21 protein-coding genes are annotated in these 21,020 nt (G+C 60.9%); 14 read left to right on the forward strand and 7 right to left on the reverse strand.

Annotated elements, in window-relative coordinates:
• Positions 1 to 141: 141 nt before the first annotated feature.
• On the reverse strand, positions 142 to 369 hold the full coding sequence (rpmE, locus tag HKD31_RS07925; RefSeq protein WP_041112492.1) for a 50S ribosomal protein L31: 228 nt from the start codon (positions 367 to 369) through the stop codon (positions 142 to 144).
• Positions 370 to 559: 190 nt separating this feature from the next.
• Between rpmE and mscL the strand changes: the two genes are divergently transcribed.
• Complete coding sequence (gene mscL / locus HKD31_RS07930) at positions 560 to 1,018, forward strand: large-conductance mechanosensitive channel protein MscL (RefSeq protein WP_062498203.1); 459 nt, start codon at positions 560 to 562, stop codon at positions 1,016 to 1,018.
• Positions 1,018 to 1,410 (forward strand): hypothetical protein, encoded by a 393-nt coding sequence (locus HKD31_RS07935; RefSeq protein WP_194264650.1) that lies wholly within the window; start codon positions 1,018 to 1,020, stop codon positions 1,408 to 1,410. The genes mscL and HKD31_RS07935 overlap by 1 nt, the downstream gene beginning before the upstream one ends.
• Before the next feature lie 37 nt (positions 1,411 to 1,447).
• Here the strand turns inward: HKD31_RS07935 and secF are convergent, their stop codons facing one another.
• Entirely contained in the window at positions 1,448 to 2,386 is a 939-nt protein-coding gene (secF, locus tag HKD31_RS07940) for a protein translocase subunit SecF (RefSeq protein ID WP_062497973.1), read from the reverse strand.
• Between the two features lie 5 nt (positions 2,387 to 2,391).
• Positions 2,392 to 3,933: a protein translocase subunit SecD gene (gene secD, locus HKD31_RS07945; RefSeq protein WP_194264689.1), complete on the reverse strand. Its 1,542-nt coding sequence runs from the start codon at positions 3,931 to 3,933 to the stop codon at positions 2,392 to 2,394.
• Between the two features lie 159 nt (positions 3,934 to 4,092).
• On the opposite strand from secD, the gene HKD31_RS07950 reads away from it, so the two are divergent.
• Positions 4,093 to 5,088 carry a Gfo/Idh/MocA family protein gene (locus tag HKD31_RS07950; RefSeq protein ID WP_194264688.1) on the forward strand — a complete coding sequence of 332 codons (996 nt, stop codon included), beginning with the start codon at positions 4,093 to 4,095 and terminating at the stop codon, positions 5,086 to 5,088.
• Positions 5,089 to 5,103: 15 nt separating this feature from the next.
• Here HKD31_RS07950 and HKD31_RS07955 read toward each other — a convergent pair whose 3' ends face one another.
• Together HKD31_RS07955 and HKD31_RS07960 are read right to left on the reverse strand one after the other, a co-directional pair.
• Positions 5,104 to 6,912 carry an ABC-F family ATP-binding cassette domain-containing protein gene (locus HKD31_RS07955; protein WP_194264649.1) on the reverse strand — a complete coding sequence of 603 codons (1,809 nt, stop codon included), beginning with the start codon at positions 6,910 to 6,912 and terminating at the stop codon, positions 5,104 to 5,106.
• Between the two features lie 61 nt (positions 6,913 to 6,973).
• A complete protein-coding gene (locus HKD31_RS07960) occupies positions 6,974 to 7,714 on the reverse strand; it encodes a response regulator (protein ID WP_194264648.1) in 741 nt (246 codons plus the stop codon).
• Positions 7,715 to 7,935: 221 nt separating this feature from the next.
• Here HKD31_RS07960 and HKD31_RS07965 point away from each other — a divergent pair, with 221 nt between their 5' ends.
• The 8 genes from HKD31_RS07965 (at position 7,936) to recQ (ending at position 17,216) form a co-directional block, all read left to right on the forward strand.
• Positions 7,936 to 8,442: a sigma-70 family RNA polymerase sigma factor gene (locus tag HKD31_RS07965; protein WP_194264687.1), complete on the forward strand. Its 507-nt coding sequence runs from the start codon at positions 7,936 to 7,938 to the stop codon at positions 8,440 to 8,442.
• A 132-nt stretch (positions 8,443 to 8,574) separates the two neighbouring features.
• Positions 8,575 to 9,150 (forward strand): sigma-70 family RNA polymerase sigma factor, encoded by a 576-nt coding sequence (locus HKD31_RS07970; RefSeq protein ID WP_062497977.1) that lies wholly within the window; start codon positions 8,575 to 8,577, stop codon positions 9,148 to 9,150.
• Positions 9,151 to 9,350: 200 nt separating this feature from the next.
• Positions 9,351 to 9,524: a NepR family anti-sigma factor gene (locus HKD31_RS07975; protein WP_194264647.1), complete on the forward strand. Its 174-nt coding sequence runs from the start codon at positions 9,351 to 9,353 to the stop codon at positions 9,522 to 9,524.
• Complete coding sequence (locus HKD31_RS07980) at positions 9,521 to 11,395, forward strand: sensor histidine kinase (protein WP_338085555.1); 1,875 nt, start codon at positions 9,521 to 9,523, stop codon at positions 11,393 to 11,395. The genes HKD31_RS07975 and HKD31_RS07980 overlap by 4 nt, the downstream gene beginning before the upstream one ends.
• A gap of 112 nt (positions 11,396 to 11,507) precedes the next feature.
• Entirely contained in the window at positions 11,508 to 13,193 is a 1,686-nt protein-coding gene (gene cydD / locus HKD31_RS07985; protein ID WP_194264646.1) for a thiol reductant ABC exporter subunit CydD, read from the forward strand.
• Complete coding sequence (gene cydC, locus HKD31_RS07990) at positions 13,190 to 14,872, forward strand: thiol reductant ABC exporter subunit CydC (protein WP_194264645.1); 1,683 nt, start codon at positions 13,190 to 13,192, stop codon at positions 14,870 to 14,872. Before cydD ends, cydC begins: the two co-directional genes overlap by 4 nt.
• 54 nt (positions 14,873 to 14,926) lie before the next feature.
• On the forward strand, positions 14,927 to 15,334 hold the full coding sequence (locus tag HKD31_RS07995; RefSeq protein WP_194264644.1) for an OmpA family protein: 408 nt from the start codon (positions 14,927 to 14,929) through the stop codon (positions 15,332 to 15,334).
• A 13-nt stretch (positions 15,335 to 15,347) separates the two neighbouring features.
• Positions 15,348 to 17,216 carry a DNA helicase RecQ gene (gene recQ / locus HKD31_RS08000; protein WP_041112502.1) on the forward strand — a complete coding sequence of 623 codons (1,869 nt, stop codon included), beginning with the start codon at positions 15,348 to 15,350 and terminating at the stop codon, positions 17,214 to 17,216.
• 6 nt (positions 17,217 to 17,222) lie between these two features.
• On the opposite strand, the gene HKD31_RS08005 is transcribed toward recQ, so the two are convergent.
• A complete protein-coding gene (locus HKD31_RS08005; RefSeq protein WP_062498210.1) occupies positions 17,223 to 17,714 on the reverse strand; it encodes a copper chaperone PCu(A)C in 492 nt (163 codons plus the stop codon).
• A 119-nt stretch (positions 17,715 to 17,833) separates the two neighbouring features.
• Here HKD31_RS08005 and nrdR point away from each other — a divergent pair, with 119 nt between their 5' ends.
• The 3 genes from nrdR to thiL are packed head-to-tail and all read left to right on the forward strand — an operon-like array spanning position 17,834 to position 19,794.
• Complete coding sequence (gene nrdR / locus HKD31_RS08010; protein WP_011253914.1) at positions 17,834 to 18,334, forward strand: transcriptional regulator NrdR; 501 nt, start codon at positions 17,834 to 17,836, stop codon at positions 18,332 to 18,334.
• Positions 18,331 to 18,813: a transcription antitermination factor NusB gene (gene nusB, locus HKD31_RS08015; protein WP_194264643.1), complete on the forward strand. Its 483-nt coding sequence runs from the start codon at positions 18,331 to 18,333 to the stop codon at positions 18,811 to 18,813. Before nrdR ends, nusB begins: the two co-directional genes overlap by 4 nt.
• A 3-nt stretch (positions 18,814 to 18,816) precedes the next feature.
• A complete protein-coding gene (gene thiL, locus HKD31_RS08020; RefSeq protein ID WP_194264642.1) occupies positions 18,817 to 19,794 on the forward strand; it encodes a thiamine-phosphate kinase in 978 nt (325 codons plus the stop codon).
• A 24-nt stretch (positions 19,795 to 19,818) separates the two neighbouring features.
• On the opposite strand, the gene HKD31_RS08025 is transcribed toward thiL, so the two are convergent.
• On the reverse strand, positions 19,819 to 21,012 hold the full coding sequence (locus HKD31_RS08025; RefSeq protein ID WP_062457182.1) for a hypothetical protein: 1,194 nt from the start codon (positions 21,010 to 21,012) through the stop codon (positions 19,819 to 19,821).
• Positions 21,013 to 21,020 lie beyond the last annotated feature (8 nt).

The raw sequence follows: 21,020 nt of genomic DNA on the forward strand, positions 1-21,020 counted from the left end.
CAGGAATCATCTGGCGCATTTCCCGATATGGCAAAATGCTATGGTCAAACCAGCCACGACCCGAACGGCATCGCGGCTGGTTTTCCAGATAGGTTCCGACCCGACCGTCTTCAAGAGGAGACGGCAGGGAGGTGCGCCGGATTACTTCGTGCGCGTACCGATGCCAGCAAAGCGCTTGTTGAACTTTGCAACCTGGCCTCCGGTATCCATCATGCGCTGGACACCCGTCCAGGCCGGATGGGACTTCGGATCAACGTCAAGACGCAGCGTCGCGCCCGGTTCGCCATAGCACGAACGGGTCTTGTATTCGGTTCCGTCGGTCATGATGACGGTGATCTCGTGGTAGTCGGGATGGATGCCGGATTTCATGAATTTCTACTCCATAAAGAAAGCCCCGATGCCGACCGGGGCGAATCATCAGGCGCATATAACGGAAAGCGCTTCCGGATGAAAGTGGCCTTTACTGGATCGTATGAGTCCGTTTATCCCTTGCAATGAATGCGGGCTCGACTGTCAGGCCTGCGACCGTGCCTGCACGGATACCAAGAAAAGGTTTGATATGAGCGAAACCAAACACACCCTGCACACTCCGGGCTGGGTCAGCGATTTCCAGAAGTTCATCATGCGCGGCAACGTGCTCGACCTCGCGGTCGGTGTCGTGATCGGTGCTGCATTCAGCGCGATCGTCGGCAGCGCCGTCAAGGACATCCTGACGCCGTTCATCGGTCTGATCACGGGCGGTGTCGATTTCTCGAACCTGTTCATTACCCTCAAAGGTCCGGTGAAAGACACGCTCGCCGAAGCCCAGAAGGCCGGCGCAGTAACCGTGAATATCGGCCTGTTCCTCAATGCCGTGATCCAGTTCCTGATCGTTGCGTTCTTCATTTTCTGGCTGACCCGCATCCTCAGCAAGCTGAGCCGCAAGCACGACGAAGCACCTGCCGCTCCGCCGGCTCCGACCAAGGAAGAGGTTCTCCTCACGGAAATCCGCGACCTTCTGGCGCAGAAAAACTCCTGATGACAGAGACGAAAGCCTTCCGTCGCGCAGTCTGGCGCCCTGCCGTCACCCTGTTTGTGATGGGAAGCTTTCTGGCCGGATGCGCGGCACGCCCTGCAATGACAGGGCTGCCGCCATCTCCAAATTCGCGGCTTTATGCCTATCTGATCGCCCATGGCATGGCCCGGGGCGCGGTCATGACCGGACAGATCGGCCCTGAAGGACTGTCACAGCTGGTGGCTCTGGACAGGGCCGCCCAGCAGGCAACAGTAAATGCCCTGAAGCTGCAAAGCTCTTCAGCCAATCGACAGGCTGACCAGGCACTTTCCAGCCTTCTGGCGGACCTTCCCCAGAAAACGCCACCAAACCCCGCCAATCCATCAGAGCAGACACAAAAAAACCGGCTCCCCTGAGGGACGCCGGTTTTTTTGTGTCTTAGGCCAGACCTGATCAGTCTGCCGCCACTTCCTTCCGCAGCCGCTTCTCGCCCATCAGGAGCAGAAGAGGGGCCGCGATGAAGATGGACGAGGACGTTCCCACCACGATCCCGAACAGCATGACCGTCGCAAATCCGGTCAGTGTGCTACCCCCGAACAGGGCGAGGGGCAGAGCCGCCAGAAAGACTGTCATGGACGTACCGAGCGTCCGGTTCAGGGTCTCGTTAATGGACAGATCCAGAAGCTCCCGCAGCGGCATCGTGCGGTACTTGCGCAGGTTCTCACGGATCCGGTCATAGACCACCACTTTGTCGTTGGTGGAATAGCCGAGGATCGTGAGAAGAGCGGCAACCATCACGAGATCGAATTCGAAGCGCGTAATAGCCAGGAAGCCGACCGTCTTGGTCAGATCGAGAATGAGCGTCACCACCGCACTGATGGCGAACTCACGCTCAAAGCGAACCCAGATATAGATCAGGATCATCGCAAGGCTGAAGCCAAGCGCCAGCAGACCATCGCGAAACAGTTCGGACGAGACCGACGCACCTACGGCATCGGCACGAAGAACCTGCGTCCCGGGCTCGGCAGCCGAAATGGCGCTCTTGACGCCATCGACCAGCTTCTGGGTCTGCGCCTCACGATCCGCACCTTCGGGGGCATTGATGGAGATACGCACATCACGCGGCGATCCGAACGCCTGCACGGCATCCGGATGAATGCCAGCATGATCGAGAGCGGCGCGCAGCTTGCCAAAATCGGCAGGGCCGGGGGTCTGAGCTTCAACGATGATGCCACCCCGGAAATCCAGTCCGAGCTTCAGCCCGGGCTGGAAGAACAGGATAACGGAAGCAATGGAGAGGACCGCCGAAACGATCAGCCCCATGTGACGGCCGCGCATGAAATTGATGCGCCGATCGTCACGGACAAAACGGAAAAGGGGACGTGACAGCATGACGATCAGACCGGAAGTTCTTTGGGACGGGCGAGGGCGTACCACCGCACGACCAGAAGGCGTGACAGCAGGAGGGTCGTGAAGAGTGTCGTGACGATACCGATGGTGATCGTCAGGGCGAAGTTGCGGACAGGACCCGTTCCGAACACGAACAGCATGACATGCGCCAGGAATGCCGTGGCGTTACTGTCGATGATCGTACCAGTCGCGCGGTCGAAACCGGCCTGCAGGGCCTGAAGCGGACCACGGCCACGCTTCACTTCCTCACGGATACGCTCGTTGATCAGGATGTTGGCATCCACGGCCATGCCAAGGGTCAGCAGCATACCCGCCATGCCCGGCAGGGTCAGCGTTGCCTGGAACAGCGAGAGGATCGCCACCATCAGGATCAGGTTGGCAAACAAGGCGATATCCGCATACAGGCCGAAACGCCCGTAGAACAGCACCATGAATGCAATGACCAGCAGAAGGCCGGTCAGCAAGCTGATGATACCGGCATGGATAGACGCAGCACCGAGGCTCGGGCCGATCGTCCGCTGTTCAACAACTGAAAGTGGGGCAGGAAGAGCGCCAGCACGTAGCAGAAGCGCAAGATCAGACGCACTGCGAGCATCGAAACCACCCGTGATCTGACCGTTTCCAGCCGTGATCGGGCTGATGATGTTCGGGGCCTCGATGACCTTGTTGTCCAATACGATCGCAAAGCGCTTGCCGACATTGGCCCGCGTGACGTTCGCAAAAGCCGTTGCACCAGCGCTGTTGAGCTGGAACGTCACAGCCCAGCCACCGCTCTGCTGATCAATCACCGCGCCTGCATTGGTCAGGTCCGTGCCGTCGACATCAACATGATCCTGCACCGCGACCTGCGTATGCACGCTCTCGTCTTCAAGCATCGTCGAGCCGGGGCTTGCAACGCTCGGGTTCGGGGCCAGCAGACGGAAGGTCAGACGGGCCGTCGTTCCCAGCAGGCTCTTGATCCGCTCCGGATCGCTAACGCCCGGAAGCTCCACGACAATCCGGTCGTCACCTTCACGCGCGATGCTCGGATCAATCGCACCCGTTGCGTCGATACGGCGACGGACGATCTCAATCGACTGCGCCACAGCTTCACGGGCACGGGCCAGCATCGCGTCGTGCTGAAGCGTCAGGACGATGCGTCCGTCCTTTTCAGACGTCGTGAACTCGTTCGGTACCACCGGGGGCAGGGACTGCATGGCCTTGAGCGCGGCGTCGCGTTCGGCATCCGAACGGGGCATGAAGCTCAGGCTGGCGCTTGCATCGTCGCGGGCAAAATCGCGATAGCCCAGAGACCGGTCCAGAAGCGTCTGGCGCGCCTGATCCTGGAGGGACTGAAGGCGGTCATGCTCAAGGGATTTCAGATCGAGCTGAAGGAGAAGGTAGGACCCGCCCCGCAGATCGAGCCCCAGATGGATCTGCCGCCAGGGCAGGGACGGTGAGGGAGAACGCAGAAAATTGGGCAGACACAGGAGCACGCCAATCAGGCAGATGCCCGCGACGCCCAGCAGTCTGAGCCGGCTGTAATACATCATATCAGGTCGAGACGTCCTCGGCGGATTTGGACAGATCGTTTTTCAGATCATTTTCAGGGCGGGACCATGCCGTTTCCGCCATGCCGATGCAACCTTTTGCCTCTTTGAGGGCATGCTGTCTTTGCGAGGATCGCCGTGGCTGATAAGCCTGTCAGCATGAATATAGCGCAACAGCTTCGGGTCGGCATCGTCGGGGCCGGCCATTTCGGACGGTTTCATGCCCTCAAGTCCGCCGCAAACCCGGCCGAACAGCTTGTCGCGCTTTACGATCCCGATCCGGCCCGCGCGGCGGTCGTGGCACGGGAAGTTCGTTGCGGAATTGCCACAAGCTATGAAAATCTTCTGGAGCAGGTGGATGCCGTCATCATCGCCGCACCAGCGGAGTATCACTTTGCCCTGACAAGCCACGCCCTCAGAGCGGGCCGACATGCTCTGGTCGAAAAGCCCATCGCGGCCACGCTGGACGAAGCCCACGCCCTTGCCGATCTTGCCTGGAAGACCGGCAAGGTCCTTCAGGTCGGCCATCTGCTGCGTTACTCAGCAGAACATCAGGCCATTACCGAACGAATCAAGGCGCCGCTTTACATCGAAGCCACCCGCATTGCGCCTTACAAACCGCGAGGAACGGACGTGTCGGTCATTCTGGATCTCATGATCCATGATCTCGATCTCGTTCTGGCGATTGTAGACAGCCCCATTGCAGAAATCGATGCCCTGGGAGCCGCTGTTTCAAGCGCACATGAAGACATCGCCAACGCCCGGGTACGGTTTGAAAACGGCTGCGTAGCCACCATCACCGCCAGTCGGATTTCCCTGAAAACTGAACGACGTATGCGTCTTTTCTCACAGGACGGATATCTTTCCGCCGATTTCATGGAGCGCAAATTGAGCTTCATTGGGCGTGAGCGCGGCATGCCTCTTCCGGGCACGGGCGGCTTCCGGCGTGAGGCCATAAGCTGGAAAGACCACGACAATCTGGCCGTAGAACATGAAGCCTTTGCCGCTTCGTGCCTTCACGGCGCACCGGTGCTGGTCGATGCGCAGGCCGGGATCAGAGCGCTGGATGCCGCCATCCGGGTGACGGACAGCATCCGGAAATCGCGACAGATCATGGAACTTTCCGGCCTGATCCCCGCCTCAGATCAGAACTGAAAGAATTCCTTCAACTCACTGGTTTTCAAGAAGTTCTTTCTTCATTTCCAGCTCAAGCCATTGCTCTTCCGACTGGGTCAGATCCCGCTCTGCGGTTTCCAGAAGCTGGGTCGTCTTCTCGAACCTGACAGCATCCCGACCATACAGACCCGGATCCGCCAGAACGTCCCGATAGCTCTGGATCTTCTTTTCCAGATCGGCCATTTTCTTCGGAAGAAGATCTAGCGCCCGCTTATCATTATAACTGAGTTTTTTCGGCTTCCTATCTGTTTTTAAAGCAGATTTTGGTGCGATCTCTTCAGTTTCCGAAGATGCAGTTTCACGACCTGCCGGAACATCCCCCCGCTGGATCAGCATATCCGAGTAGCCCCCGGCATATTCGATCCAGTCCCCGCCGCCATCCGACACCAGCACCGAACTCGCGACCCGATCAAGGAAGTCACGGTCATGGCTGACCAGCAGGACCGTGCCCGCATAGTCGGCCAGCATGTCCTGAAGGAGATCCAGCGTTTCGAGATCGAGATCGTTGGTCGGCTCGTCCAGCACCATGAGGCTGGATGGCTTGGCCAGAGCACAGGCCAGCGCCAGCCGGCCCCGTTCACCGCCGGACAGTTTTCCCACCGGCGTACGGGCCTGTTCCGGGCGGAACAGGAAGTCTTTCATATAGCCGATCACGTGACGTTTCTCGTCCCCGACCTGCACCATATCCCCACTGCCACCGGCAAGGGTTTCGGCAAGGGTCTTGGCCGGATCGAGACTTTCGCGCTGCTGATCCAGTGTGACCATGGATACGGACGGCCCCATTTTCACGGTCCCGGACTGCGGCTCCATTTTGCCGGTCAGCAGACGCAGAAGTGTGGTCTTACCAGCACCATTGGCACCCACCAGGCCGAGCCGGTCGCCGCGCAGGATCCGCAGATCGAGGTCCCGGACGATGGCGCGATCGTCATAGGCCCAGTTCACACCTTCCGCAGCGATCGTGATCTTGCCCGCACTTTCGGCGTCTGTAGCTGCCATGCGGAGCGTACCCTTGCCCCGTGAAGCAAGTTCCTTGCGTTGTGCCCGCAGCGCCGCCAGTTCCCCCACACGCCGCACGTTGCGCTTACGCCGCGCCGTGACGCCGTAAATCATCCAGTCTTCTTCGCGCGCAATCTGGCGGTCCAGCTTGTGCGCGTCACGCTCCTGCTGTTCCAGAACCTCATCCCGCCAGCTCTCGTAACGTGCAAATCCCTGATCCAGCCGACGCGTCACGCCATTTTCCAGCCAGACAACGCTTCGGGACAGGGTCTCAAGCAAGCGTCGGTCATGGCTGATGACGATCATCGCACAGCGACAGGCAGAGAGCTCTTTCTCCAGCCATGTGATGGACGGCAGATCCAGATGGTTGGTCGGTTCATCCAGCAGCAGAAGATCTGGCTCCGCCGCAAGAGCGCGGGCGAGGGCACAGCGGCGCACTTCGCCTCCCGAAAGGTTCTGGCAGCTTTCCTCACCCGTCATCCCGAGTTCGGCCAGCATGGAGCGCGCCCGGTAGGTCTCGGTCTCATCAAGCCCTTCGGACGCATAATCGAAGGTGGTGGCGTAACGGGAAAGATCGGGCTCCTGGGCCAGATAATGAACCTTGATTCCCGGCTGAACGAAACGCGTTCCGGAATCCGCCACGATATCGCCTGAGGCGATCTTCAGCAGCGTGGATTTTCCGGAACCGTTGCGTCCGACCAGACAGATCCGCTCACCGGGCAAAACGCCCAGTTCCGCGCCATCCAGCAGGGGACGTCCGCCGAGAGTGTAGGTAATGTTCTGCAGGGAGAGAATGGGTGCCGACATGGCTCCCTATGTGTCGCAGCAGGACGGCCGCCGCAAGTCACCCCTGCACCGAATCATACTCTCAGACGGGCGTGACGCCACCTGTAACAGCCTGATAGGTGGCCACAGCCAAGGTCATCGGCTCGAAGGGCTTCGTGATGACGAAGGATGGCTCCTGCGTCTCACCCGTCAGCAGACGCTCCGGATAGGCGGTTACGAAAATGACCGGCGCTTCATGGGTCCGAAGGATGCGCCCGACGGCCTGCATCCCGTCACCGCCGCCGCCGAGATTGATGTCCGCGAGAATGAGACCGGGCTTGGTTTTCGCAGCCAGGGCGACAGCATCGGCCTCTGTATGGGCAACCCCGGCGATCCTGTGGCCACAGCGCTCGACCAGATCCTGAATATCCATGGCGATGATCGGCTCATCTTCGATGATCAGCACACTTGTCTGCGCAATGCCCTGAAGGCCTTCGCGCGCCTTGCTCAGCTCGGCCGCCGCCTCTTCGTCCGTAATGCCCAGCGCCTGCGCACTGGACGCAAGGGACTGTTCTTCAAGAGAAGTCAGCAGCAGAAGCGCGCGTTGCCGCAGCGGCATGCCCACGGTGGCATCCTTGCCATGGCGCTGCATGAAAGCGCTCACAAGCAGACCATAGAGAGCCTGCCGTGCGGACAAATCGTTCCTGGAGGGACTTTCCATCAGCTTCTTCAGGGCCACGGCCACAAGCTGATCACCCGTTTTCTGGTCACCAACCAGGGCGCGGGCAAAGCGGCGGGCATAGGGAAGCGCCTTGACGAGTTCCTGACGTGCCAGATCAGTCATGTGTCCATGGCCTCCTGAAAAGATATCTGCCAACGCATCCCCACGGAATGCGTCTCGTTATGAAGGTTGAATAGTCATGACACGATGCCCAATCTCCGTATAGTCTTCGTGGCCGCCCCGGTCGCATGCGATGTCGCGTGAAGGATCTTCTTCTGAGCACACGATTGCCCGCGGGCCAGCAGCGCGACCCGTCTTCCCAGAAAGGCAGCTTTCACCGCGGCCTGCTCCAGACCCTTCCGGATCTGCGGGGTTTCGCGCGTTTTCTGACTCGCGATCCTGCGGCAGCGGATGATCTTGTGCAGGACACGATTGTCCGCGCACTGGCCTCCCAGGAGCAGTTCCAGCAGGGAACAGTCCTCAAAGCCTGGCTGTTCACAATCCAGAGAAATGCCTTCTACGAGCAGACGCGCCGCCGCAGCCGCGAGCAGGAGATCATGCTCGACATCGAGCAGGATATGCAGCCCTCCACGGCTGCACCGTCACGCCAGAATGCCCGCGATGCCGTTCAGGATCTGGGCGAACTGCTGTGGAAACTGCCAGATCTGCTGCGGGAAGCCCTGATTCTCGTGGGAGCACAGGAACTGTCCTATGAAGATGCCGCCCGCGTCTGCGATGTGCCAGCCGGAACAATGAGGGCCCGTGTTTCCCGTGCCAGAGCCCAGCTTGCCGAGCTTGCGACGGAAAATACCGAACCTCCGGAAACGGATTCCGAAAAAAATATCGCCTGATTTTTGCCTGTTTTCTGCGCCGCACAGGCTGTCTTTTCCTTTTTTGAGGAATTTTCCTGAGCCCCGATGCAACATTTTCACCTGACCGTTCATTGATCCCATGAAAACAGAACGAAATCAGGAGTCAGTTCCATGACGTTCCACGATCAGGTCATTGCCATTCTTCCGAAGCTGCGCGTTCAGGCTCTTTCGCTGACCCGCAACCGCGCCGCCGCCGAAGACCTCGTACAGGACGCCGTGTGCAACGCTCTGGCAGCCCAGAACAGCTTCATCCCGGGAACGAATTTTTCGGCCTGGATGCATCGTATCCTGCGTAACCGCTTCATCTCCGATCTTCGCAAGCGTCGCGAGACCACTGATATCGATGATGTACCCGCATCCTCCTTCGCCAGCCCGGCAACCCATGAGGACAGTCTGGCCCTTAAAGATCTGTCGATGGCCCTGTCCCGTCTTCCGGCCGATCAGCGCGAAGCCCTCGTCATGGTCGTAATTCAGGGCATGAGCTACGAAGCACTGGCAGAAGCTACGGATTGTGCGGTCGGAACGGCCAAGAGTCGCGTCTTCCGCGCCCGTCGTCAGCTCGAAGCCTGGATGAGTGGAGACCTGCCAGCCAACGACAAGCTGCGCATCAAGGTCAAGGCCCTGCGCGATGCCATGGATGCCCGTCGCCGTGCCGGTCAGTCCTCTGACGATCTCATGCTTTCATGATCTCGGGATCCGCAATGGGAAGAATTTGTATCCATTGCGGATTGGCAGCGATTGCAGAAAACATGTTGTTTTCGTAAGACTGGATCGGCAGTTCATCCCGCAGCGGCTTCTCAGGAGAGACCCGGAGTTCGCGCCACAGTCAGTATCAGGGGTGCAGGATCTGCATCTTCTGACGTCACAGGAAGGTTCAGGACCAGCCAATGACCGCAGGAGACAAGCGGAAGTCCTCAGCCAGGGAAACCACTGGCGAGGATCAAGATTCGCCTTTCGGAATCTGGCTGAGCCGGGGCCTGCATCAGCTTTTTGATGATGTTGCAAATGAGCCGATCCCCGATGAACTTCTCCGACTGATCGAGGAAGACCGAAACAAGTGACTGTTACCCGGTCTGGTTCTCCAGACCTGAATCCGCGGCGCTGGCGTCGTCTGTGGTACAGGCGTGACGCCCTGCGCAGCATCCGGATGTTTGACACCGTCGGCGCGCGGGTAATGACCCTGATTGCCGCGACGACTCTGCCTCTCGCGATCATCGCTTCTCTGCTGGCCTGGCACAGCTACCAGCAGAATGTCGGCAACAGCGCCATGCGCACTGAACGCGACACGCAGCTTGCCATTTCGGAAATCACGACGGATCTCGACCAGACCCACACGCTGCTGGGCATGCTTGCCGATGGAGACATTTCTTCAGGAAATGCCCTGAGGGAGTTTGCGCTGGTCCAGACCGTCTCACAGCATCACTACTGTATGCTGATGCTGACAGACGTGTCCGGCAGGCCATCGGTCGTTCTGCCACCACCTTCAACACAGGATGCGGCAATCTGCTCTTCCCCGGAACTCGCCGCGCCTGCGATGAGTTCTCAGACAGTCAGAACTCCGGTTGTTGGCGTCGATGTGCTGAAAGGCGACCGTGGCCCGCTCCTGAAGTTCGTCGTTCCCATTCTCAGCAACAATTCCGTTTCCGGCTACATCATTGCGGTCCGAACCCTTGGCTGGCAGCGCAGCCATCTTCCGAAAGGGGACGGCCGCCTCCTGCTCGGCACGGATAACAATTCACGGCATTTTCTGGCGATGCCAGACGGAACCCTCTATTCGCTTTTCCCGGATCGTCCGGTAACCGCGGAATTGCCGAGAAGGGCATTTGCGCGTCTGAAGAGGGACATTGCGTCCCTCAGCCTGCATGACGTCTTTACGAGCCAGGGCATCACCTACGCTTTCCAGAATGCCTATGGTCCGGTCAGCCTGATTGTCGCAACGGAGCGCACGGCCGAAGAGAGCCACGCCCTCAATATCTTCCTGATCCGGGTCAGCCTGATTGTGGGTCTGCTGGTGCTTGAACTGATGGCCGTCGCCCTGGGGGCACGCCTGTTTCTGGTCGATCCGCTTGAGAAACTGGCCCTGGCAGTCGCAGACTGGCGCAAGGGGGCTGCATTTGCTCCACGGATCAGCCATTCGATTCCGCTTGAAATCAGGCATCTGGAAAAGGCGTTTCTCCGCGCGACACGCCGGCTCAGCAAGCATGAGCAGGATCTGGAACAGTCGGCCCGCAATCAGGACATGCTGATCCGGGAAATTCACCATCGGGTAAAGAACAACCTGCAAGTCGTAGCCTCACTGCTCAACCTGCAGGCAAGCCGCATCCGCTCCCATGAGGCCCGCGAGGAATTTCGTCTCGTGCGGGACCGGGTGAGGGCACTCGCGACCCTGCACCGTTACCTGTATTCTGAAAGTGGTCTTTCGGCGCTGGATGTCCAGAGTTTTCTGGAAGAACTCTGCAGTATCCTGCTGTCCGCGAACGGCATGAACGCCCAGACCCGCATCCGGCTGCAACTCGATATCGAGCATGTCCTGATCTCTCCCGATCAGGCCGTTCCGATCGCGCTGATCGTGACCGAAGTCGTCAGCAATGCCCTGCGATATGCGTTCCCGGAGAACAGGGCGGGTCATATCGTGATCAACCTGCACAAGGTTGTTCCGACAGATCCGGAAAAGGAAGGTTTGGTAGAACTCAAGCTGGGTGACGATGGAATCGGCATCAATGCGGGTCAGGCCACCGAGTCCCGCACGCGTCGGGAAGGAATCGGGATGCAGCTCATCCGCGGGTTCGCGCGTCAGATCAATGCCGATATGACGGTCAGCAATGAAAACGGAACCTGGTATACCCTGCGTTTCATTCCCGAACGCCCCTCTCTGACGGCGCTGGCGATGGCGCGCAAGGCCATCAGTCACGGAGAAGACTCGGGTCTGTAACGGCAAAGCGGCGTCAGGTTCCGCCAGCAAATCCACAAAAAAACCTAAATAAGCGGCAAGAATTGCCTGAAGCACTGTCTTGTCGAGCTTTTGCGACCTATATGCAGGGGTCATGAAGGCCGACAAGACAATCGCAAAAGCGTGGGTAAAGGCACAGGGACGCGCCAGTCGCTCCCGGACCTCTGTCGTAGTAGTTTTAGGGTTACTCTCCACCCTGCTGGGGCTCCTGCAGGCCTGGGCGCTGGCTCGAACGCTCGCTTCCGTCCTGACCCGCGATACGGACAGCACCGGACCAGCCATCGGCGTCTTTCTTCTGGCCTGCGTCCTCAGAGTGATCCTGTCCACCATACAGGACGTGACCGCCGCTTCAGCCGGCATCCACGCCCGACGCCGCCTGCGCCGCGAAGTGCTGAACCGCATCATCGGCGAGGGGCCAGCCCTCCTGCGCCGCCATCACAGCGCCGCCATTGCAGCCACACTGGTTGACCGCATCGAAGCGCTGGACGGCTACTTCGCGCGCTGGCTGCCGGCCGCATCGCTCTGGCTGGTGTCACAGTGGCTGGTCGTGATCGCGCTGTATGTGGAGAACCATCAGGCGGGTCTGATTCTTGCGGCCTGCTGTGCCATGCTTCCCATCTTTCAGGCCGTCTTCGGCATTGCCACGGCCGTCGCGTCCCGCAAGCAGTTCCTGGCCATGAACCGCCTTCAGACGCGCTTTTTGGACCGTGTGAAGGGCATTGCGACCATCGTCCTATCCGGTGGAACCGATCGCGAGACGCAGGCTCTGGCACAGAGCGCCGATGACCTGCGCCAGCGTACCATGAAGGTCCTGCGGATCGCTTTTCTGGCCTCGGCGACCACGGATGTCGCCATGGTTGCAGCCCTTGTGCTGATCGTCGTGACACAGGCCCACACCCTGATGGGCCATCCTTCTGATGCCGTCCTGACACGCGCGCTTTATGCCGTCCTGCTGGTGCCCGAGGCATTTGCATCCTTCCGCGCCCTGTCGGCGGCCTATCAGGACCGCGCCCATGCCACCGCGGCAGCAGAAGCCATGCATGAACTGGCACCGCTGACCGAGCGGACGGCAGCGGGTCCTGACGTCGTGCAGGCCAGAGGCGGCATCTCAGTAACAGCGGAACACGTCTCGTTTGCATGGGATGAACAGCGCGGCACGGTCATTCACGACGTGAGCTTCGTTCTGCCTGCTGGTGCGACACTGATTCTCGAAGGTGCATCGGGAGCTGGCAAATCCACGCTTCTGGAACTGCTGCTTGGCTTCGTTTCTCCTTCACAGGGACGCATCCTGTTCGACGGACAGGACATGCAGAGCCTCTCTCCACGCCAGATTTCCTCGCGGATCAGCTGGATCGGGCAGAAGCCCGTCCTGTTCGCCGGAACCATCCGTGAGAACATCCTTTTCGCGCGGCCCGATGCTTCGGCTGAAGATCTGGATCGTGCCGTCTCCGCAGCGGCTGTCGATCAGTACCTGTCGTCACTCCGGGACGGACTGGAAACGCGGATCGGCGAGGGCGGGTTTGGCCTGTCCGGTGGTCAGGCGCAGCGTATCGCCATTGCCCGCGCCTATCTCAAGGACGCGCCGCTTCTGCTGCTGGATGAGCCCACATCCCATCTGGACCCGAAGACCGAGGCTGAAATCCTTGTCAGCCTGAAAGACCTCGCCAAAGGCCGGACCGTCATCCTGTGCAGTCATTCCGCGCAGGCCCGCCAGTTTCAGGGACGGCACCTCGTGCTTGATGCCGGTCGCGCCATTGCCTTTACGGGAGAAGCCGCATGAGCGCCCCGCTGCCTACAAATCCGGTTGCAGAAACCGGCAACGAGACAGCCCTGTCCCGCATCCTTCAGGTCTGGCGTCCGCAGTATACACGCCTGATAACCGGTATGGTCATCGCCGAACTGGCCGTCTGCGCGGGGCTGGCCCTGATGGGACAGGCCGGTGGGCGCATTGCCGGTGCGGCCGTCGGAGCAGGGGCCGCCTATCTTCTTCTGCGACTATCGGGCGTGGCGCAGATCGTCCTGCGTTATTTCGAACGTCTTTATACGCATGACGCTATGTTCCGCGCGCTGGCCGATCTGCGGGTCTGGTTCTATCGCAAGCTGGCTGGCGGAGCCGCGGCGGGGCTGGGTTTCCAGCGTTCGGGAGACCTGCTGACCCGTTTGGTGTCAGACGTGCAGACGCTGGACAATCTGTATCTGCGCATCCTTGTCCCGCTGGTATCCGCTCTCCTGACACTCCCGATCGCAACGCTTGTCTGGCTGCGCGCAGGAACGGAAGCAGGCCTGCTGACCGGCGTGCTGTTTGCCGTCCTTGCGTTCATTCTGCCCCTGATGGGCGCGCGCCTGTCCCGTCGCTTTGGTCCAGATATCCTGCGTGCGGAATCGGAACTGCGGATCGCGGCACTCGATCTCACATCCGGTCTGCGCGAGGCCCGGGCCTTTGGCGCTGAAGACGTTCTTGCCGCAGCCGTCACTGACCGTCAGGAAACCCTTTTCAAGGCCCAGCGCCGCCAGCAGACGCGCATGACCCTCATGCAGGGCTTTGCAGGCCTGATCGCCAAGGCCGGGATCGCAGTCATCCTGTGCGCCGTTGCGGGTCTTCTTTTCCCGCAGGCTCCGGCCATCGCCGGCATTACTGCACTGTTCGTCGCCATCACAGCGCTTGAAGGCGTCACTGGTCTGGCGCGTGCGGGTCTGCTGAGCGGGCAGGTCAGCCACGCGGCACAACGGATTGTCGAAATTGCCGATCGGGCTCCCCCGGCGCCCGAAGGCAACGCACCGCTTCCGGCAGGTCGCGATCTGCGTCTTGAGAACGTGACGTTTCGCTGGACACCGAACCGGGCTCCCATTTTCCGTGACCTGAACCTGACTCTCCGTCAGGGAGCGCGCGCGGCCCTGATCGGACCGTCCGGTGCTGGCAAATCCAGCCTGGCCGCCCTGATCCTCAAGGCCGCATCTCCCGAACAGGGCCGGATCCTGCTGGGTGGCACCGACATCACCACACTGCGCGACAGCGACCTGCGCTCGCAGATCGCCTGGCTGTCGCAGGCCAGCCATCTGTTTGATGATACCGTGCGCGGAAACCTGCTTCTGGGCCGGACGGACATTCCGGATACGGCGCTGTGGGCTGCGCTCGACCAGGCCAGGATTGCAGACGTCGTGCGCAACCTGCCTGACGGACTGGACACCTGGATCGGGGAAGGCGGCTCGAAACTTTCGGGCGGGCAAGGACGCCGTATCGCTCTGGCGCGCGTTCTGCTGTCCGATGCTCCCATTCTTGTTCTCGACGAACCGGCAACCGGACTGGACGCCGATACCGAGCGGGCCTTCCTCGAAACGCTGAACAATGCGACCGAGGGACGGAGCGTCCTGCTGATCGCGCATCGACTGACCGGTGTGGAAAAACTTGACTGCATCTGGCGCCTTGAGGACGGACGGGTTATTTCCAGTGCGTGCTGACCGGCCCGCGCCGATCCAGCTTCACACCTCTTTATCCTGACAGGACGCTACGCCATGGCACGTTTCCTTTCCTTCGTCCGCATCGCGGCCCCGGTTTTCGTTCTGTCAGCTGCGCTGGCAGGCTGCGCCGAACAGCCGTCGCGCGACAGCTACGTCGTTTTCTTCGACCGCGAATCCGTAACGCTCAGCCCCGTCGCACAGGCTGTCGTGACCAAGGCTGCTACGGCTGCCCGCGCTGAACATGCTTCCGTCGTGCGCGTCTCTGGCTCCGCTGGCACAAACGGTGATGCCGCAGTCCTGAAGGAACTGGCGACGAGCCGGGCCCAGACCGTAGCGACGCAGCTCAGCAATGACGGGCTGAACGGTGCACGGATCGAAATGACGCCGTACAAGCCCAGCGAGCTTGAAGACTCCCACGTCGCCCTGCGTCGCGTTTCCATCACCATCGTTCCGGGTCACTGATCCGGCGCCCGGGATGCCGCAGGCGCAGAACAGCCCTCCCGTCGCCCCGGGATCGAATGAGCCTCCGACACCTGAAGGCGTGCTGGCGGAAGTTTTTGGCTTTCCTGGCTTCCGCGGCCTTCAGCAGGACGCCGTCGAAACGGTCATGCGGGGGGAGGACGTGCTCGTCCTTATGCCGACCGGCGGTGGCAAGAGCCTGTGCTATCAGGTTCCCGCACTCTGCCGGGACGGCATGGGTCTGGTCATCTCTCCCCTGATCGCCCTGATGGACGATCAGGTTGCGGGCCTGAGACAGCTCGGCGTCCGCGCGGCCGCGCTGCATTCCGGGCTGGAGCCGGATGAGCGCGACGAACTTCAGAGCGATCTCCGCAATGGCCGGATCGATATTCTCTATATTTCGCCAGAGCGCCTGCTTCAGCCTGCAACAGCGAATTTCCTGTCAAAACGCCAGATCTCGCTGATCGCGATTGACGAAGCACACTGCATTTCGGCCTGGGGCCATGAATTCCGCCCTGAATACCGGGCACTCGCCAGCCTGCCGGAAATGTTCCCGGGCGTCCCGCGCATTGCCCTGACGGCTACGGCCGATCCCCGGACGCGGGATGATATCCTGAACGCGCTCGGTATGCCCGATGCGCGGGTCCTGATGGCGAGCTTCCATCGCCCCAACCTGATCGTGGAAGCCCGCGCCAAGGCCAGCGAAAGCCGACAGCTCCTCGAAACGCTTCAGAGCCATCGCGAAGGCGCCTCCATCGTTTATTGCGGCAGTCGCAACAAGACGGAACGCGTCGCCACCATGCTGCGGGACAAGGGCCTGACCGCACTGCCATTCCATGCCGGCCTCTCTTCGGTCGAGAAGCGGGCCACGCTGATGCGTTTCCGCTCGGGGGAGGAAATGGTGATCGTCGCGACGATTGCATTCGGCATGGGGATCGACCGCCCGGACGTCCGCTGCGTCGTCCATCTGGACATGCCGTCCTCGCCGGAAGCGTATTACCAGCAGATCGGACGGGCAGGGCGCGATGGCGAGCCCTCGGACACGCTGCTGCTCTATGGCGGCGAGGACATGGCCCGGGCACGGTACTGGCTGGAACAATCCAGCGCCCCCGACCACGAAAAACGCGTCATGCAGGCCCGTCTGGAAAGCATGATCGCCCTCACGGAGACCACAGGCTGCCGCACGCAGGCGCTGCTTGCATGTTTCGGAGAAAACCTCGCACAGCCCTGCGGTCACTGCGACAACTGCATCAGCCCGGTCTCGACATTCGATGGCACCCAGGCTGCCCAGAAAGTCCTCTCGGCCATTTATCGCACCGGTCAGCGACTTGGTGCGGTCCAGCTTTCCAATGTGCTTCGTGGAAAGCTCAACGAAACCATCGAACGCAATGCCTATCAGCATCTTTCGGTTTTCGGGATCGGCAAGGAACACAGCGAGCAGTGGTGGCGGGCCGTCATCCGTCAGCTGATCGCGCGCGGGGCCATCCGGATGCATGGCGAGTATGGAAGTCTCGCGCTCCAGAGCGAAATCGCGCGCCCGATCCTGCGCGGCGAGGAACGCGTGGCGCTCCGATTGGAAGCCAAGGCCGCCCTGACCGCCAGCGCGGGCTCGGACGGCAATACGGAAAACGATCGCCTGTCTGCAGATGAGAAACCGTATTTCGACGCCCTGCGCCAGTGGCGCCTGTCCGAAGCGCGGGAACAGGAAATCCCGCCCTACGTCATTTTCCACGATTCGGTACTGCGGGACATCGCCCGCGAACAGCCTGCCAGCCGCGCTGAACTGGGAAGCATCAAGGGCGTCGGCGCCTCAAAACTGGACCGCTACGGTGCCGCGGTCCTGACCGTCCTGCGCGAAATCCGCGAACCCGCCTCAGCCCAGTAAAGAACGTCAGTCGTGCGTCAGTTCGTCAGGCGCCGTGACGATGAAACTGATGGTAATGCTGCCGCCATTGAGGATCTCGAACGTGAACGGCACCTTGCTGCCAGCGGCAGGCATCTGACGAATTCCCATGCACATCATGTGGTAACCCGAACGCGGGAAAATCATCGTGGAGTCGTGCGGCAGCGCCAGATGCGTGAAGAGATCGTTCGCCCCGTCCGTCTGCTGCTGGTTCGTGTGATGCGCGACAACGTTCTGACACAGCGGGGATGAGATCCCCTTCAGCAGGTGGTCAACGCTGTCGTCGTTGCGAATCGTGAAATAACCGGCCCCACGGTTGGGAAAATAGGCTGACGGTCGGAATGTCCCGTCCATGACCACGACCCGCTGCGCATCATGATCGGCATCCGGCGCCACCACTGTTCCCGGAAGAGCCTGCTGGGCCATGGCCTGGGCAGTGGAAAGGGCAAAGAGGGCGGTCAGGACAGATACCCGTTTCAACGACAGTCTCCCGGTGTTGTGCGCGAACTCACGAAGCCCGTTTGGGCCGGAACGCATCATCCGGTAAAGTGCTCCCATTTCCCCGGCCACGACAAGGCCCGAACACTTCAGGATCGCGAATGCGTTGCCCTTTTTGCGGACATGACGACACCCAGGTCAAGGACAGCCGCTCCACGGAAGACGGCGTTGCGATCCGTCGCCGGCGCGTCTGCTCGGCCTGTACGCAGCGTTTCACGACCGTCGAGCGGGTCCAGTTGCGTGAACTGTCCGTGACCAAGGCGGACGGGCGTCGCGTGCCTTTTGACCGGGACAAGCTCGCACGCTCCATCCGCGTCGCCCTCCGCAAGCGCCCGGTTCCCGAGGAACGTCAGGAGCGTCTGGTCAACGGGCTGGTCCGACAGCTTGAGGCTTCCGGGGAACACGAGATTTCTTCCCATCGCATCGGCCAGCTGGCGATGGATGCATTGCGCGAAGTGGACGGTGTGGCCTATGTCCGCTTCACCAGCGTCTACCGCGACTTCCGCGAGGTCGAGGCGTTCTCGAAAATCCTCGCCGACATGAAACCCATTCCCGGGGAAACGGACACACCGTCCCCCGACGACTCCCAGGAGACACCATGACCGTCACCGACGCCCCCGCCGCAAATCCGACGCGCCGCAGCCGGACCATTGCCCGCGTTGCAGCCGTTCAGGCGCTGTTCCAGTGCGAACAGTCCGGCGACACGGCGGAAACCGTCATCAGCCAGTTCATCCGTCACCGCCGCATCAGCTCCACGGCGTCCTTCGACGATGGCCACATTCCCGACGCCGACCTGAAGCTATTTCAGGAAATCGTCCTTGGTGTCACGCGACGTCAGGACGATATCGATGTGAAGCTGAGCGATGTCCTGCCCGAACAGTGGCCGCTGCCGCGTCTGGACCCGGTCCTGCGTGCCCTGCTGCGCGCTGCCGTGTTCGAGATCGGGACCGATACCCCGGACCGCATCATCATCAACGAATATCTGGATGTGGCTCACGGCTTCTTCTCGGGTGACGAACCCAAGATGGTCAACGGGATCCTCGATACCCTCAGCCGCCGCGCCAACGACGGCAACGTCTGATCCATGACGGGCGCGTCAGGGGCCGAAGCAGCTGGGGCAGGCGAGTTCGGCTTTATCGCCCGTCACTTCCGGCCTCTCGCAGGGGCGGAAAGCCTCGACCTGCGGGATGACTGTGCTCTCATGCGCTGCCCCGAAGGCGAGGAATTCGCAATTTCGACCGACACGATGGTCGAAAGTGTCCATTTCCTTCCGAGTGACCCTCCGGAAACCCTCGGCCGTAAGCTGCTGCGCTGCAACCTGTCCGATCTGGCGGCCATGGGTGCAAGGCCCCATGCCTATACGCTGAACGTGACCGTTCCGCGCGGCGGACGGCACGACGAAAACTGGTTTGCCGCATTTTCCCGCGGACTGGCGGAAGACCAGGAACGCTATGGCGTGCATCTGATCGGCGGCGATACCACGTCCATTTCAGGCCCCCTGGTCCTCTCCGCCACCGTATTCGGACTACTCCGGCACAATACGGCGCTCCGCCGCAGCACAGCCAGACCGGGGGATGAGATCTGGGTCACTGGCACAATCGGCGATGCCGCTCTGGGCCTGCTTGTCCTGCAGGGCAGCTTGCAAGACCCGTCGGGCTTTCTGGCAGAACGATATCATCTGCCACGCCCCCGGACAGGACTTCACCTGCACGGCATCGTCAGCGCTGCGATGGATATTTCAGACGGGCTGATTCAGGACTGCGGCCATATCGCCGAGGAATCCGGTGTCCAGCTTGTCGTGGATACAGAGGCCGTACCGGTCTCGTCTGCGGCGGCCTCACTGGGGCATGAGTGGCTGATGCGACGCCTGTGCGGCGGCGACGATTACGAACTGCTGCTCACCTGCGCGCCTGAACGCTCAGCTGCGCTGCAGGCCGCCTGTCAAGCTGCCGCAGTCCCGGTCCATCGCATCGGAACGGTCCGCACCGGTTCGGGAGTCCGGCTTCTGGATGGGGAGGGACATGAAATCGTCCCGGAACAGGGCGGCTGGCAGCATTTCTGACAGATGCCCTGTGAAGGTGCGGCTTCAGGCCGGATCGTCGATCGGGCGTTCGTAAAGCCGATACCGCTTGTACGGTTCGGGCACGATGCTCTCGGCCAGATTGCGCATGTTGGAATCGGACGCCTGGATCCAGCCCAGTTCCACCCAGGAATAGGGCAGGGACTTCCGCCGACGCATCAGCTCGGCAATCGCCAGCGAAGGCAGCAGAGCGCCCAGAACCGTTCCGCGCAGGCGCTGTGTCACCCCCAGAAGGATGACACGGGCCGAATGGAAGCGATGCGTCGTCAGGCGTGCAACCAGCTTCACCCACCCCAGAGGCGAGGGTGCCCCACCGAGATCGCCGGCAATATCGTAAATATTGGGCACAACCAGCGCCATGGCGACAGGCTCGCCATTCTGGTCGATCTGGACATAGTGTTCAGGACGAAGGACCGGGCCAAGCTGCTTGATCATGGCCTTCATTTCGTAGTCCTGGAGCGGCACGAAGTTGAACTTGTCGCTCCAGGCATCATTGTAAAGCTGACGCAGGATCTCGCCCTGCTGGGCAATCTGCTTCTTTGACAGGCGCCTGATGGCGATAGCCCCAAGACGCCCTTCGCCGATCTTCAGATCACCCGGAACCTTGAAACGCGACTCCGTCTGATCATCCAGATCGAGCTTGTAGCTGAGAAGATCCTCGACAGGCTTGTAACCCGCATCCTCGACCAGCTTGCCCAGCAGGCGTGGATGCCAGGGCATCGCAACCATCAGGGGCTGGTCCTGTCCTTCGACCATCAGACCGGATTCGCCATTGCCACTCAGGGTGACAGGGCCGCGCATCGTCTGCATCCCCTGCAGACGCAGCCAGTTCCGTGCCGTTTCCAGAAGAGCACTGACAACGCTCCCTTCCGGAACGGCATCCAGCGCACCGAAACAGCCGATCTTCATGCCCCAGTGCTCGATGGCACGATGATCCACGATCGCGGCAATGCGCCCTACGGCCGTGTTGCCGCGCCAAGCCAGAAAGTACCGGATGCTCGCATGGCGGAAAATCGGTGCTTTCTTCGGATTGAGCAGATCATCCTGTTCCATGTCGAAAGCCGGGACGAAACCCGCCATTCCGGCATAGATGCGACGCGGGAGCGTCATGAACAGTTTGAGGTCAGCCCGCGTCGTCACTGGCCGAACCACAAGATCATCATGCGGCGCAGGGATGTCAGTCCTGTCGGGCAGTGTCATAATGGCAG

The organism is Gluconobacter potus (assembly GCF_015244705.1).
Lineage (GTDB): Bacteria > Pseudomonadota > Alphaproteobacteria > Acetobacterales > Acetobacteraceae > Gluconobacter > Gluconobacter potus.